The sequence below is a fragment of the Verrucomicrobiia bacterium genome, assembly GCA_019634625.1.
Taxonomy (GTDB): domain Bacteria; phylum Verrucomicrobiota; class Verrucomicrobiia; order Limisphaerales; family CAIMTB01; genus CAIMTB01.
The window spans coordinates 12091-27588 of sequence record JAHCBA010000042.1 but is presented as its reverse complement, the minus strand read 5'-3'; the positions used below and the strand labels follow the sequence as shown (position 1 = coordinate 27588).

General features: G+C 66.3%; 12 protein-coding genes and 1 pseudogene. 7 read left to right on the top strand and 6 right to left on the bottom strand.

Annotated features, from left to right (window positions below):
- Window positions 1-15 precede the first annotated feature (15 nt).
- The 6 genes and pseudogenes from KF833_19765 (at window position 16) to KF833_19740 (ending at window position 5241) form a co-directional block, all read left to right on the top strand.
- Window positions 16-1890 (top strand): carbamoyltransferase, encoded by a 1875-nt coding sequence (locus KF833_19765; GenBank protein MBX3747553.1) that lies wholly within the window; start codon window positions 16-18, stop codon window positions 1888-1890.
- 11 nt (window positions 1891-1901) lie between these two features.
- Window positions 1902-2315 carry a hypothetical protein gene (locus KF833_19760; protein ID MBX3747552.1) on the top strand — a complete coding sequence of 138 codons (414 nt, stop codon included), beginning with the start codon at window positions 1902-1904 and terminating at the stop codon, window positions 2313-2315.
- Window positions 2316-2339: 24 nt separating this feature from the next.
- On the top strand, window positions 2340-2537 hold the full coding sequence (locus tag KF833_19755; protein ID MBX3747551.1) for a hypothetical protein: 198 nt from the start codon (window positions 2340-2342) through the stop codon (window positions 2535-2537).
- A 532-nt stretch (window positions 2538-3069) separates the two neighbouring features.
- On the top strand, window positions 3070-3612 hold the full coding sequence (locus tag KF833_19750) for a cytochrome c (protein ID MBX3747550.1): 543 nt from the start codon (window positions 3070-3072) through the stop codon (window positions 3610-3612).
- A pseudogene (locus KF833_19745) lies at window positions 3609-3922 on the top strand (DoxX family protein). Before KF833_19750 ends, KF833_19745 begins: the two are co-directional and overlap by 4 nt.
- Window positions 3923-3954: 32 nt before the next feature.
- Entirely contained in the window at window positions 3955-5241 is a 1287-nt protein-coding gene (locus tag KF833_19740; GenBank protein MBX3747549.1) for an amino acid permease, read from the top strand.
- 287 nt (window positions 5242-5528) lie between these two features.
- Here the strand turns inward: KF833_19740 and KF833_19735 are convergent, their stop codons facing one another.
- From KF833_19735 to KF833_19715, 5 genes are read right to left on the bottom strand one after another with little or no spacing between them, the layout of a single operon-like run.
- Window positions 5529-9494 (bottom strand): hypothetical protein, encoded by a 3966-nt coding sequence (locus KF833_19735; GenBank protein ID MBX3747548.1) that lies wholly within the window; start codon window positions 9492-9494, stop codon window positions 5529-5531.
- Between the two features lie 40 nt (window positions 9495-9534).
- Complete coding sequence (locus KF833_19730; GenBank protein MBX3747547.1) at window positions 9535-9867, bottom strand: hypothetical protein; 333 nt, start codon at window positions 9865-9867, stop codon at window positions 9535-9537.
- A gap of 1 nt (window position 9868) precedes the next feature.
- A complete protein-coding gene (locus KF833_19725; protein MBX3747546.1) occupies window positions 9869-12397 on the bottom strand; it encodes an ABC transporter permease in 2529 nt (842 codons plus the stop codon).
- Complete coding sequence (locus KF833_19720) at window positions 12394-13056, bottom strand: class I SAM-dependent methyltransferase (GenBank protein ID MBX3747545.1); 663 nt, start codon at window positions 13054-13056, stop codon at window positions 12394-12396. Before KF833_19720 ends, KF833_19725 begins: the two co-directional genes overlap by 4 nt.
- Window positions 13047-13583, bottom strand: a complete 537-nt coding sequence (locus tag KF833_19715; GenBank protein ID MBX3747544.1) for a hypothetical protein — start codon at window positions 13581-13583, stop codon at window positions 13047-13049. The genes KF833_19720 and KF833_19715 overlap by 10 nt, the downstream gene beginning before the upstream one ends.
- A 23-nt stretch (window positions 13584-13606) precedes the next feature.
- Here KF833_19715 and KF833_19710 point away from each other — a divergent pair, with 23 nt between their 5' ends.
- Window positions 13607-13795 (top strand): hypothetical protein, encoded by a 189-nt coding sequence (locus KF833_19710; protein MBX3747543.1) that lies wholly within the window; start codon window positions 13607-13609, stop codon window positions 13793-13795.
- A gap of 48 nt (window positions 13796-13843) precedes the next feature.
- Here the strand turns inward: KF833_19710 and KF833_19705 are convergent, their stop codons facing one another.
- On the bottom strand, window positions 13844-15490 hold the full coding sequence (locus tag KF833_19705; protein MBX3747542.1) for an ankyrin repeat domain-containing protein: 1647 nt from the start codon (window positions 15488-15490) through the stop codon (window positions 13844-13846).
- Window positions 15491-15498: the final 8 nt, after the last annotated feature.

Here is a 15498-nt window from a genome sequence, read left to right as displayed (position 1 = left end):
CCCCCCCGTCCCCTGATGGCGAAGATCCTCGGCATCTCCGCCTTCTACCACGACAGCGCCGCCGCTCTCGTGGTGGACGGACGCATCGTCGCCGCCGCCCAGGAGGAACGCTTCACCCGGCGGAAACACGACGCCCGCTTCCCCTCCCACGCCGTCCGCTTCTGCCTCGAAGCCGGCGCCCTCACCGCCCGCGATCTCGACTACGTCGCCTTCTACGAAAAGCCCCTCGTCAAGTTCGAGCGCCTCATCGAAACCTACCTCGCCTTCGCGCCCCGCGGCTTCCCGAGCTTCCGCCTCGCCATCCCCACCTGGCTCCGCGAAAAGGCCCACATCAAACGCACCCTCCTCCGCGAACTCAGCCTCCCCTCACGCACCCGCCTCGTCTTCCCCGACCACCACGAAAGCCACGCCGCCAGCGCCTTCTTCCCCAGCCCCTTCCCCCACGCCGCCATCCTCACCCTCGACGGCGTCGGCGAATGGACCACCACCGCCTGGGGCGCCGGCCATGAGCATCGCCTCGAACTGCGTCACGAAATCCGCTTCCCCCATTCCCTCGGCCTCCTCTACTCCGCCTTCACCTACTACTGCGGCTTCAAGGTCAACAGCGGCGAATACAAACTCATGGGCCTCGCCTCCTACGGACGCCCCCGCTTCGAATCCCTCATCCGCGAACACCTCGTCGACCTTCGCGACGACGGCAGCTTCTGGCTCAACCAGGACCACTTCCGCTACTGCCACGGTCTCACCATGACCGGGCCCTCCTTCCACCAGCTCTTCGGCGGCCCCCCACGCTCCCCGGACCAACCCATCGAACCCCGCCACATGGACCTCGCCGCCAGCATCCAGGCGGTCACCGAGGACATCCTCCTCCGCCTCGGACGCCATGTGCACCGCGAAACCGGCCTCGACCAACTCGTTCTCGCCGGCGGCGTCGCCCTCAATTGCGTCGCCAACGGACGCCTCCTCCGCGAGGGACCCTTCCGCGACCTCTGGATCCAACCCGCCGCCGGCGATGCCGGGGGCGCCCTCGGCGCCGCCCTCTTCGTCCACCATCAACTCCTCGAAAATCCCCGCACCCCCGCCGGCACCGACACCCACACCCACACCGACGCCCAGCGCGGCAGCCTCCTCGGTCCCTCCTTCCCCGACACCGCCATCGCGGACCTCCTCCGCTGCACCGGCACCCCGTTCCATCATCACCCCGACGAACCCGGCCTCCTCGACGTCGTCGCCCGCCATCTCGACGCCGGCCGTGTCGTCGGCTGGTTTCATGGCCCCATGGAATTCGGACCCCGCGCCCTCGGCGCCCGCAGCATCCTTGCCGACGCCCGCCACCCCGGCACCCAGGCCACCCTCAACCTCAAGATCAAATTCCGCGAAAGCTTCCGCCCCTTCGCCCCCATCGTCCTTCAGGAACACGCCCACGAAATCTTCGACCTCGAACCCGGCCGCCAAAGCCCCTACATGCTCCTCGTCGCCCCTGTCCGCGAATCCCTCCGCACCCCCCTCTCCCCCGCCGACGCCGCCACCCTTCGCGACGACCCCGACCTCCGCCGGCGCGTCCAGGTCGTCCGCTCCCGCTACCCCGCCATCACCCACGTCGATTACAGCGCCCGCATCCAGACCGTGGACGCCCCGCGCCACCCCCGCCTCCACCGGCTCCTCCGCGCCTTCCACGCCCTCACCGGCAGCCCCGTCCTTGTCAACACCAGCTTCAACGTCCGCGGCGAACCCATTGTCTGCACCCCCGAAGACGCCCTCCGCTGCTTCCTCGCCACCGACATGGACATCCTCGTCCTCGAAAACCATCTCCTCCTCAAATCCGAACAGCCCGCCGCCCTGACCGAATCCGAACGGCGCCGGCACCTTGCCGGATTCGGGCCCGACTGACCCACCCCGCCATGCAGTGGTCCGACGTCCTTCGCGAACCCACCCCCCGCATCGTCCGGCAATTCGCCGGGCTTGCCGCCGCGCTCCTTTCGGGACTCGGCCTCTTTCAAATCCTTGCCCGCTCCCGCCCGGGGCTCGGGGCCATCCTGATCGGTGCCGCCCTCCTCCTCCTGCTCGGCGCCTGGCTCCTCCCCCGCTGGACCCGCTGGACCTACACCCTCGCCATGGCCGTCGCCTTCCCCATCGGCCTGGTCGTCTCCCAGATCCTCCTCGTCGGCATCTTCCTCGTCTTTCTGGTCATCGGACAGGTCTTGCGGCTGCGCGGCTGGGATCCCATGCTCCGGAACAGGCGCCCGCCGGACCGTACCTACTGGGAGCCCCGGCCGGGTGTCCGCGATCCGCGACGCTACCTCAGACAATACTGAACCCCGCCGACCCAGCTTCCCGCCATGGCCAGAAAACCCTCCGAGTTCGAAGCAGCCGCGGCCGACGACCGGCCCATCGGGTTCCTGGCCGAGACCTGGGCCTTTCTCAAGGAGAACAAGAAATGGTGGCTCCTCCCCATCGCCCTGGTCCTCCTCCTCTTCGGCGCCCTGGTCCTGCTTTCCGGCACCGCCGCCGCCCCCTTCATCTACACGCTCTTCTGACCCCGCTCCCCGCCATACCGAAGCAGCGTTCCAGATCTGGCATTGGATCTCGAAATCCGTGCATGTCGTGGCACCCGCATCCCTGATCGCCGGATGATTCCTGGAAGCACGAGGAAAATCTTCGTCCCACTTCATTCTTTTGGTCTCTGCAAGCCACATACTGCAGCTGTGCAGCCCGTGGCCGCTCGCCTCCCAGTCCAAGCCAAGTCTCCCTTCCATTCACGCTCGACCTTGCGTTTCAGGCGGCAGTCGCTCAGCTTTGCGATGGGCTATCGGCCGAAGGCAGTATGACCAAGAGAGAGTCAGTGAGCACGCCGAGAACCTTGGATGAGCAGCGGCGCGAATTTGCGCAGCGCCGGTTTTTGGCAATGCCTCTGGCTGGAGTGGCTGCCTGGACGGTTGTCGGCGTGGCGGGCATATTTCTCCCTCCCAACAAGTCAATGCAGCCGAACGCGGACGCGTCGGCTGATTGAGGCGTTGGGCGCAGAAAGAAAGCCGACTTCGCGGAACGAAGGAGATAACAGATACAAAGATGAGCAAAATAGCGATAATACTGATAGCGTTTACGACGCTTTTTGTCGGCTGCACGGAATCAAATCAGGACGAAAGTCGGGACACGCGTGCAAGTTCGGACGGCAGCGAGTGGCTACGGGGCGACGTCGATACCCGTTTAGAATTGGTCGCAAGGCATCTGCGGGGCTTTGACATGGCGATGGTCGAGGTCGGCTACCGGTATGGGGAACTCTATTGGGCGAGCCGGGATCGGAACTGGGGATATGCCACCTATCAACTCGGGAAGATCGAAACTGCCATTGCGAATGGGGTACAGAGGCGGCCAAAACGTGCGGCCTCCGCTCAGATGCTCGATGGAGCTGTCACCCAGGTGCGCACCGCAATAGAAGCAAGAGATGCGTCCGCGCTCGACGCGGCCGTGAGGACACTTACTGCGACCTGCAACGCCTGCCATCAGGCCGAGCAGGTTCCGTTCATGCATGTGGCACCGCCGGACTTCCGTCTATCGCCGATCCGGCTCTCCTCCACACCGAATCCAGAGGAGGGACGGCTACAGAAATGAAACTGGCCAACGATTTCATGCGTACAAACGCGCCGACAGCCACCCTTTTGATCCGAATGATGGTCGGTTGTGTCTTTCTCTCCGAGGGAATCCAGAAGTTCCTGGAACCCGCTGCGCGGGGTGCGGGGCGTTTTGCAAAGATCGGAATTCCTTGGCCCGGGGTGAGCGGACCGCTTGTGGGAGGAATTGAAATCGTCTGCGGGATCTTGCTTCTGACTTCGCGATGCTTCTTGGTTCCATCTTCTTGCTGATCGTCGGAGCAGGACCTTGGTCGCTCGACGGCCAGATCGAAAGGAGGAAGCGACCGTGAGCCAGACGACCGGGCGAGGGCGACTTGCGCGCATGGTCGGCGTGCCTGGCGCCGTGCTGATGGGGCTCGGCTCGATCCTGGGCACCGGCATCTTCGTAAGCATCGGCATTGCTGCAGGGGTCGCCGGACCGTCCGTGATCCTCGCGGTCGCGGTCGCGGCGGTGGTCGCCACGTTCAACGGGCTGTCTAGCGCGCAGCTCGCCGCGAGTCATCCCGTTAGCGGCGGCACCTACGAATACGCCTACCGCTACCTGAACCCGACGCTCGGCTTCACGGCCGGGTGGATGTTCCTCAGCGCGAAGTCCGCTTCTGCAGCGACGGCGGCGCTCGGCTTTGCCGGGTACGTGCTGATTGCCCTCGGTCAGTCGGGTATGACGGCTCGGATCGTTTTGGCGCTCGTGGTAATCGGCCTTCTGACGGTGGTCGTCGCCAGCGGGATGCGCCAGTCGAACCAAACCAACGCCGTGATCGTATCGTTGACCCTGGTGGCCTTGCTGGCTTTCGTTCTCACAGGCATTCCGTCGGCGGTCGACGGGGCGCCAGAACATCTCAACGCCCTTCTCGACACCGAAGCCGATGGCCTCCGTGGGCTGCTCCACGCGACCGCCCTGATGTTCGTGGCGTACACGGGCTACGGCCGTATTGCGACGCTGGGCGAGGAGATCCGCGAGCCCCAGCGCAGCATCCCGAAGGCGATCATCCTCACACTGCTGGCCACTATGGCCATCTACACCGCCGTGGCCTTCATCGCCGTGGCCGCCATCGGCGCCCCTGGAATGGCCGAGGCCACGCTTGCCGCCGCCGCTCCGCTGGAGGTGGTCGCCCGCGGCTTCGGAGTTCCCGGCGTCGCATGGCTCGTCGCCGCCGGTGCCGTGACGGCGATGCTCGGCGTCCTGCTCAATCTGCTGCTTGGGCTTTCGAGGGTGCTCTTAGCAATGTCCCGGCGAGGTGATATGCCGCGGGGGCTGACCCGGCTGGACGGCGAACACGCCTCTCCGCGTCGCGCCGTCATCGTCGTGGCGGTCATTATTGCCGCGCTCGCAATGACAGGAAGCGTAAGGCTCACATGGTCGTTCAGCGCGTTCACAGTGCTCGTCTACTACGCCCTCACCAATCTTGCGGCCCTTCGGCTTCCGAATGAGAGCAGGCTGTACCCCGGATGGGTACCCATCTGCGGCCTCATATCCTGCCTTGGCCTCGCTTTTTGGGTGGAGCCGAAGATCTGGATCGCTGGTCTCGTGCTCATTGGTGCAGGCCTGATTTGGCACAAGATAGCCAGGAGCCATGCTCAGAACGGTCGAGGCGGTAATCGATCCTAGCGGCGCCGTGCAAGTGCTGGAGCATGTGACGCTTGCAGGCGCGCGCAGGGCGTTGGTGACCATCCTGGATGAAGAGCCCAGCAACGTGCCCATCGAAGCCGTGTAGGTGATTCACGATGCATGGGTGCTTCCGTCCACCTCCACCTCGTCGGCGACCTTTATCGCCACGTTCTCCAGAACATCCCTTGGGGCGGGTTCCAGAGACTTGAAATGCGCGCCTTGACCTTCGGATCAAGGGGGCGTGGGAGCCGGCGTCCGGGAACACCCAACCTGCGCGGATGTCGTGCCTATTCGTCCAGGACCGCCCGGTAGATCCTCGGGGTCGGATCGGGCTCCGTATCACGCCAGAACGGGCCGTCGGGGCCTTCGGTGGGATCCGGCAGGACTTGCCAGACACCGGCGGGGCCGGCGGCCTCGCGGTATTCCACGCGGTACGGGCGCCCATGATGGCCCTCGAGGATGATGTGGCGTTCGTTCCCGGGCCGGGCGACCAGCTTCGCATGGGGCGCGGACCGGACAACGACGCCGAAGTCTCCCACAGCGTAGAAGGCGCCACGCAGGTATTGAACATCCCGCAGGACCCACTTGGCCCCGGTCTCGCGCGGGTACCAATCCTGGCCGTTGGCCGAGAAGTGAATGGCATCGGACGAACCCACCGCAGCGAGAAGATGGGCGTGCCTGGCAAGGCGTGACGCCTCGGCCGGTATCCCGACCAACATGAGCGGGGTCCAGTCCGCCCCATCAGGGGAGGTCCGGATCCCGTAGTTCTCGAGGAGGATCCATCCGCCGTCGAACCGTTCGATGTCGGCGACGAAGGCCTGACCCGTGAACTGGGTGCTGGTCCAGTCCACGGTGTCCGCCGAGGTGAACACCGTCCGCGTCGAGAGGGCCCAGTAGCGTCCGTCGATGTATTTCACCCGACTCACGCCGACGGGGAGATCGCCGCGCCGCGTCCATTGCACGCCATCGTCCGAGACCAGGACCACGCCGGCGAGGCCCACAGCGACAAAGCGCCCGGCGCCGTGACAGATGGACAGGAGGTTCGTCACGACGCCTGAGACCATGGGGTCCCATACCCGGCCGTCCAGCGAGCGCAGAATTGTGCCCTCGTTCCCCACGGCGACAAACACGCCTGCGCCCGCAGCGACCCCGCGCAGGAGGGTGGTGACGTGCGATTCCTCCCGGGTCCAATCCGTCCCGTCCTCCGAGCGGAGGATGGTTCCCATGGCCCCGACGGCGACCATCAGGTCCCCCCGGTCTGCGAGGCTTAGAAGGCTCCGGTTATCGGGGCCCTCAAAGGGTCTCCAACCGCCTGAGGCAACGGTTTGCATCAGTGCCGTTCCCGCGGCTCCGTACAGTTCGGCGGCCGCGACGTGAAGGGAACTGAACGCGGACGGGATTGGCAGGGAACCCATGGAACTGGCAGTGGTGTTCGCGGTTCCCCTGAAAGTCGCCCACCATCCACGTCCCGCAGCGTAGAAGGTGTCGCCCAGGAAGACCACGTCGAGAATGTCCGGATACCCCCAATCGCCCGTGGCCAGGGATTGACGCCACGAGAACCCGTCGGTCGATCGGAGGAACGTGCCGCCGTCCCCGACCGCAACGAGCATGGGGCCGCTCGTTGCGACACTGCGCAGGTTCATGGTGGTGGGAGCCAGGTCCGGGAACCAAAGGCTCCCGTCGAAGGAACGGAGGATGGTGCCCTCATTCCCCACCGCGACGAATTCCGGTGGGGCCCACACCACGCGGTTCAGATCAGTGGTCACCGGCCGTTGGAGGACTTGCAGGCTGTCAGGAGCATTGCCGCGCAGCACGGTGCCGGACTCGCCCACCACGAGCCAGGTCCCGGCCTGCTCGACGACGTCATGCAGGGCCCTGTCGGTGGGCACCGGGTCGCGGACCCATTCGAATCCGTCGCTGGATCGGAGGAGCGTTCCGCCCTCGCCCACGACCACGAAGGAATCCGCCAGGTACCGGACGGAGATCAACCGTTCCCCGCCAGGACGTTCCGCGGCCTCCCAATGGATGCCGTTGGTCGATACGACCAAACCGCCGTCCCCGGTCGTGGCCACATAGACGCCTGCCCCCACGGCAAAACGATCCAGGAGGAACCGGCTGCCGGGATAGCGGACGACGGCCCAATGATCCGCCGGTCCGGATACCAAAATCGTCACGGGAACGGCAGTGCTCTCCGTGCGGCCCAGGGCGTTGCTGGCCACGACGTGGTACATCCCGCTGTCCGCCGGCGTCGGGTGCTCGAGGACCAGCCGCGCGCCCACGGCGCCCTCCAGGGAACGTCCGTCCTTCCACCACTGGAACGTGAGCGGTTCGGACGAGACGGGCAGGGACTCGAGGTCCACCCGGATCCCTGACCCCACCGTGATCCCGCGAGGTTGGGCAAGGAAGTGAGGCGCCATCGGGGGAAGCGGGTCGGATACCATGACCGTGCCGCGATCGCCCGCCGCGGTGAAGCGACCATCCAGAAAGGCCGCCCGACGCAGCCAGTTCGTCGTGGGGATCTCGTGGGTGCTCCAGGCAATGCCGTCCATCGAGACGGCGACGCGGTTGAGGGACCCGGCTGCCCCGGTGCCGGCTCCCACGCCGACGAACCATCCCGCTCCGAAGGCCACATCATGCAGTGGAAACCGCTCGGTCGGCCGCACCTCCGTCCAGGCAACGCCGTCCTCGCTGACGGCAAAATCGGAATTCCGCACGCCGACGAACCGGCCGTTGCCGAACGCGATGCCAAGCAATCCGAAGTCGCCGGACACGGCGGTTGGCACCGGGGTGCCACGTCTCCACCCGGTGCCATCCGGGGAGGACAGGACGTCTGCGGCGCCGGTGGCCACGAAGACGCCATTGCCATAAGCGACCTGGACCAGGGCCCGTTGGGCGGGGAGATCGACGCGTTCCCAGGCGATGCCGTCCGTGGACGTCAGCGCCACGCCCGGCGCCGTGGACTGTGTGGACAACGCGCCCACGGCCATCCAGCGGCTGCCACTGAAGGCCACATCATGGAGCGCCAGTCCGGCGGCGTCTTCCACGGGTTGCCATGTCACGCCATCCCCGGAGATATGGAGGCCGATTCCCGGCCCGACCGCGACATAGCCCGGCCCGCCTGGAATCGCCCTGGCGAAGGCCGGCGTTTCGGGGATGGGTACAACGTCCCAATTTCCGTTCCCGCGGTGGCGCTGCAGGCCGGTGATGCGTGCCTGGGAGAGGAAGGTGGAATGCGAAATCTGAAGAGTCTGGGGACTGCCCCCGACATGGAGGGCGCCATTCACGAAGCTCAGTCCCCACAGGCCCTCGGTTGGGCTCGATGCGATTCCCTGCCAGTCCAGGCCATCGGTGGATCGGGCGATGGTTCCGCCGGCGCCCACGGCCAGCAGTTGGTCCGGCATCGGATGCAGACCGACGATCGCATTGAGGGGTGCGGCGGACTCCACCCAGTTCGTGAAGGTTCGCGAACTGGCGATCCGGGCGTAGGACGAGACACGCTGACCCGGTCCGCCCGCCACCCGGTACTGGTCTTCGAACCTGGACACACTGTAGTAATCCGAGGGGTTTTCGGGTGCCTGCGGTCGCCACACCACGCCGTCCGTCGAGGTCAGGATGGTTCCGGAGAAGCCGGCTGCCAGGAAAGTGCCGTCAAAATAACCGACTGCCCGCAGGGTTCGGGTGGTTCCCGAGGGGATCAGAAACCAGTCCGAGAAGTTCTCTGAAAACGCGATGGCGCCTCCGGAACCCACAGCCACGGCCACGCCGCCGCCCTGGGCGACCCCATACCAAACGACGGAACCGCCACCGGGAATCGAGGTCCAGTTGTGACCGTTCGGGGAGACCAGGATGGTTCCGCGGCCGCCGACGATGACGCCGCGGCCGGGAATCCAGGAGATCGCCCGGAGTTCATTCGTGGTGCCGCTGAAGCGGCCCACCCAATCCCGTCCGTTGATGGACGACAGAACGACGCCCTGGGCGCCCACCGCCAGGAAGCCGTCCTCGGCATGGGTCACGGCGAACAGGGAGTTCCGATTGGTCGTGCCGGCGGTCACATCCGACCACGCCTGACCGTCGGGTGAGACCATGACGACGCCATCGCCTCCAACCGCCACCAGTCCCGGCGGTCCCTCCGCAATGCCCCAGATCACCGGGTTCGGACTCCGCAGGTTCCAGCGAGTCAACGCCTCGGGCGGTGCCTGACCCAACGCGCTCCAACCCAGGGACACCGCCACGACGCACGCCGCAGTTTTCATGGAATACTTTGAAGAGCCGGATCAAACCCAGGGAACAGGCTTACAACTTCAGCCCGTCTCCAACCCGGCCCGTTCCACGAGATTGAAGGCTCACGGATGGCAATGCCAGAGTGTTGTTCGCGTTCACCATGACGCGTGCGCCGCGCAACCCGCCGGTCGCCGTGCCCGCCGAGGCCGCACGATCATCGCCCTTCAGCGTTCGATTCACCTCGTTTCGGGAGCCCTGCCAGGCCGGTGCGAGTCCGAACACCCATCCGGTCAGCACGGCCGAGTTCGCCGTGAAGGTCAGGGCCCGGTCATCCACCGGGATCGAGGAAGCGGCCCCGCCCGACAACCGGCGTTCAAAGTTTGCCGCAGAATGTTCGAGGCTCATCTCATTCACTCCGCAGCGCCACCATCGGCTGGACTGTCATGGCGCGGCGGGCCGGGAGCCAGGAGGCGGCGAGCGCGGTGGTGAAGAACGCCAGGGCGGCGACTCCGAAAACGACCGGATCGAAGCCCTCGAAATCGGCGATCAAGCTGCCGAGCAAACGAATGATCGCCGCGCTGAGCAGCAGGCCGAGTGCGATCCCGACCAGGCTCAACACAACACCTTCGCGAAGAATCAGGTTGCGCAGGCGGGCTGGCTCGGCGCCGAGCGCGAGGCGGATGCCGATCTCACGGGTGCGCCGGGAAACGCTGTAGGCCTTGGCACCATAAAGCCCGATGATCGCGATGAGCACGGCCACCGCGCCAAATGCCGCCAGGACCGTCGCGATGCGCCGGAACAGCCAGGGAACGGGCGCAGCGTCCTTGTGTTCGCGGAAGGCGCGCACCGTGAAAAGGGGCACGTCGGGGGCCGCCGCCTGAAGCTCGCGGCGCACCGGTTCGCGCAACGCGGCCAGTGCGGCCTCGCCGGCGTTCACGGATCGGATGAGGAAGTGGACCCTCTCCTTGAAGCCCTGCGCGATGGGAAGGTAGATCGCGCCGGGATATCTCGCTTCGGCTGGGTCGGGACGCAGGCTGCGCGCGATGCCGACGATCTCGAAAGTCCCATCGCCGGACGAACTCGCGGACGTTGGCGCCTCGCCGCCTGCCCATTCGAGGCTCCGGCCCAGGGCGTCCTCCCCGGGCCAGAGCCGGGCGGCGAGCGCTTCGTCAACGATGGCGACCGGGGGTGCGCCGGGCTGATCGGTTTCGAGGCGGGTGAACGTGCGGCCGCGCAGCAGCGGCTGGCCAGCCGCGGCAAAATAATCCGCGCCGACGGCGTTGAACGGAGCGAGGAAAGCGAGGCCTTCCGCAGCCGTGGACGGACGGACGTCGGGAGCCGGACGCGTTCCGGCTCGCCGCACGAAGCCTTCGTTCCAGTTGAAGCCATAAAGTGTCGCAGTGGCGATGCTGGCGGCGCTCACCCCGGGCACATGGGCGAGGCGCTCGCCGACGGTGCGAAAAATCTCGAGGTTCCGGGCCTGACCACGTCCTCCCAGGCTGGCATCGAACTCGACGACGAGTGTGTGTTCCGCGTCCATGCCGGTTTCGGTGCCCAGTTGGCGGCCCACCCAGCGCGCGCAGAGGCCCGCGCCGATGATGAGGGTGAGGGACAGCGCGATCTGCGCGACGACGAGCGGGTGGCGCGGCAGCCACCGCCGCGGACGGCCGGTCTCTTCCACAACGGTTTGCTGAAGGTCGGGGATGAGATCGCGGCGCAGGAGGGTGAGCGCAGGGCCAAGGGCAAAGAACAGCGTGGCCATGGTGCAGAAGACCAGCGTGGAGACGACGGGCACCACCGGGGTCGGAGCCGTGAAGAGAAGCGCGAACGACAGCCGATCGGAGACCGTGGCGATGAGGAGCCTGGTGCCCAGGACCGCACAGAGACCGCCAAGCGCGCCACCGACGAGCGCGAGCAGGAGACCTTCGGTGAGGAGCTGGCGAATCAGGCGACCGCGGGTGGCGCCGACCGCGAGACGGATGGCGAACTCCTTGCATCGCGCGTGGGCGCGGACGAGCAGGAGCCCGGCAAGGTTGAGCGAGACGATGAGCAGCACCGAGCCGGTCAGGCCCATGAGCACGGTGCCCAGCAGGGCCGGCATGATGCCATTCTGCTTTGGCTCCGAGCCGACGACGAAGCGCGGCAGCGGGCCGAGGATGAACGCCTGGTCCTTCTGTTCGACCGGATAAAGCTCTTCCAAACCCGCGGCGGTGCCGGCCAGGCCTGACTGGGCGCTGTCGATCGTGATGCCGGCTTGCAGCCGGGCCACGAGGTTGAGGACGAAGCTGTCCGCAGCTTGAAGCGGGCGACGGCCTTCCCCGAGCACATCGAAGACCCCGAGCGGAAAGTAGAACTCGGGACCCATGGTGGCATTGGTGCCGGTGAATCCCTCCGGCGCGATGCCGACGACGGTGAAGACGCGGCCGTTGATGCGCAGGGTGGAGCCGATGAGGTCGGGATGGGAGCCGGCGTTGCGCCAGTAGAAGTGGCTCACGATCATGACGGGCAGATCGGCGCCGGGTGTTTCTTCCCCGGCGGTGAAGGCGCGGCCCCGGAGGAGCGGCACCCCGAGCGCCTCGAAGTAGTTGGCGCTGACGATCGCGGAAACCCCCCGCCGCGCTTCCGTGCCCTCGCCGACGGCGACGAACGCAAGCGCCTGTGCGAGGACACCGGTGAAGATATCGCGACGTTCGCGCACCTCGCGGTAGGCAGCGTAGGAGAACGCCCGGAACCTGGCCGGCTCCGCTTTGTCCTGGGAATAGAGCTGGACGACCCGCTCGGGCGCGGGAAACGGCCGCGGATTGAAGGCGAGCGCGTAGAGGGCGCCGAACATTGCCGTGTTCAGTCCGATGCCGAGCGCAAGGACGAGCACGGCCGCCACCGTGAAGCCCGGGTTCTTCAGCAGTTGGCGAACGGCGAATTTGAGGTCGTTCATGGTGTTCGAGTCTTCCGTTCACGTCGCCCCGTTGGGTCGTCAGCAGCGCGGCTGGGTTGCCGCCGCTCGACGAAGTAGTAGTAGTTCCCGCCCTCGTCCTCCGCCTCGGTCACGCACGTCAGACCGGCTTCGCGCAGCAATCGCTCATAGGTTGGCGCCCCGAGTGACTGCGACCGACGGTCAGTCATGCCATCCAACCATTCGAGGGGCTCCTTGGGGGCCGTGAAGAGGAAACGCCCTCCGGGGTTGAGCGCGTGCGCCACCTTCTCGATGACAAGTGCTTGAGCGGCCGGCTGGAGCAGGAACAGGAGCCCCCAGGCAAGCACGCCATCGAAGGTCCGGTCGAAGAACGCAGATGCTTCGACCGTGTCTTGTTCGATCGGCACGCCCGGGAAGCGCTCGCGGAATGCCGCAACCATCGTCGGTGATGCATCGACGGCGTAGGTCGCAAGGCCGGCCTCCCGCAGGATGCGCGTGCTCGGTTCACCAGGGCCTGAGCCGAGGTCGAGGACCGTCGCTCCCGGGCGAAAGGCTTGGGCCCACGCCCGGACGGTGGCGGCGCCGACCGAATCGCCGACTCGGGCTCGGGTGCCACGTCCGGCGATGTAGATGCCCGCGATCCCTTCATATCCATTGGAACCATCCTCGTTCATTGGCATCGATCCGAGTGTCGAAGAGAGTCTGCGTCGGGCCAGGGAGCGTGTCTCACCCAACAAAGCGCGGGATGCAGGTCGTTCCTGATGAGGAACAGGAGAATGAGCCAAGACGGTTCTTGCTCCTCGAGATGGACCGAAACGCCGCCCAGATTCACCCCCGCCATCTCCGGCGGATCGCCCCAGTGGAAGCCCCGGCGGAACCCAGGTTTGCTGGTGTAGAAGGCAAGGGCGGTCGGGAGGTCGCCGACGCGCAGCAGCGGATGCAACTGCCCGCAGATCGGATCGACCTTTGCCGCACGACGGGCGGTCAGCCAGCACGCGAGCAGGCCGAAAAGCCCCAGCAGACCCGTCTGCAAGCGCGGCTGCGCGACTGCTTCCGAAATCAAGGCGTTCATGGTTTGGACTCCAGGTGGCGGCAGGCTGGGAACCAACGCCCTTGCCCCGATGCCGAGCGCCAGCGTGAGCACGGCCACGGCGGTGAAGCCGGGGTTCTTGAGCAACTGGCGGAAGGCGAACTTGAGGTCGTTCATGGAAACGTTGTGGGCGATGAGTGATGAGCGGCCAGGGCGCATCAGGTCGGTTCTTCAACGGCTCCAAAGCGCCGGAGAATTTCGTCTATCCGGCCGTTGCCGGTCGGAAAGTCCGCCGCACGGACCTGGGCTCCGGCCTGGAGCAGCGCTTCGAGGATGGCGGGATGCGCGGGTTTGGGTTCGTTGACGGCGGCGTGAAAGTGAGTCGCTGAGGGTTCGGACGGGGCGGACTCGCTCATAGGATTCGCAGTGGGATGGATTCATTTCGCGCCATGGCGTTTCAGCGACTCGACGATCACCGGATGTCCTCGCCGTGTCGCCCAGGCCTGCGGCGTCGCCCATGGCGGGTCGTCGGGGAGATTCGGTTTGGCGCCGCGTTGCAGGAGAAACTCCACCATCGGCTGGCACCCGAACTTCGCCGCCCAGCCAAGCGGCGTGGAACAGATGTCCTCGTCGCGCGCGTGCAGGTCGGAGCCGTGGTCCAGGAACAGCGCGGCCTTTTCCAGGTCTCCGTTGCGCGCGAAATGGTGGAGCGGCGTGATGCCCAGCCAGTCTCGTGCGCTGGCGTTCATGCCGTGTTGGAAGAGCAGTTCGTTCAACTCGCGGGTCTTCGCCCCCACCGCCCAGCCTGGAAAATCGACGCGCCGCGGGAGATCGGGCTGATATCGCAGCATCAGCCGCACAAAGGCTTCCCTGCCTTCGCTGGCCGCGTTGGCGAGCGCCTCGGGATTGTTGGCCAGGGCCGGGTTGGCCGCGAAGACCGCCGCAGCGGTGACAATGTCGCCGCTGTAGGCGAGCAGGTGAACCGCCCGGGAAGCGCCATACGAGCAGAGCAGCTCCACCATCTCCGAGTTCGGTTGGTTGGAATAGCCGGCCGATCCCAGCGCGGCGCTCAGGGTGTCCGCAGAGCTTTCGATCTCCACGTTCGGGTGCGCGCCGTGCTTCAGCAGCAACCGGACGATTTCAAGGTGCCCGCTGACCACGGCGGAGTGCAGGGCGTGGCCGTCGGGCGCGATGCCTTCCTCGGGCAGGTTGGGGTCCGCGCCGCGTTCGAGCAGAAACCGGACGACTTCGAGATGCCCGCGCGCGGCGGCATTCTTGAGGGGTGCACCGCTACCTAAATAAAAACCCGCGTAGTCCGAAACCCGGTTCACCAGCGAGGGGTCCTGATCCAGCAATTCGCGCACACGCGAGAGATCACCGGTGGCGCAGGCCATGCCCAGGTCCACATTCGCGCCCCGACTCACCAGATGGCGATAAACGTCCCCAGGGCTGGTCGGCCAATCCGACGGCACGTCGCGCCAGCCACGGAAATGGTAGTCGCCGTTCGTCAGGTGAATCGGCCGTGCACCGTCAGCCCGCCGCGCGTTGAGGTCCGCGCCGCGCTTCAACAGCTCGTCCACGAACTCCAACTGCCGGGTCATCACCGCCCAATGAATGGGCTGGTTGGAACGCGCATCGCCGGCGTGGAGCAGATCCGGGCCGGCATCCAGCAGACCGCGCATCCTGGCGAGGTCGTGCTCACGGATCGCCGCCGCGACGGGCTCGCCCCGCGGCGACGCGCCGAAGCGTTCGGCGAACTTCGCCTCCAGCAGCCGCTCCATCTCCGGGTAGCCACGGTCGCGGGTGATTTCGATCAGGCTGTCGTTCACCGCCAGGCCAAAGGGATCCGGGTCGTGCTCCAGAAGCAGGGCGGCCACCTCGATGCGGTTCTCCCGCACCGCGAAGTAAAGCGGCTTGCGGTAGCTGTAGTGGCTGCGAACGAGCGAAGGATCCTTCGCCAGCAGCCGCTTCACGGCTTCCATGTCGCCCGCGATGCATGCACAGAACAGCGCCCAGACATCGGCACCCGTGCCGGCGGACCATTTCAGGGGCCGGTTGCTCTTGAGTTCTTCGGGCTGAGTCATGGCTTTGG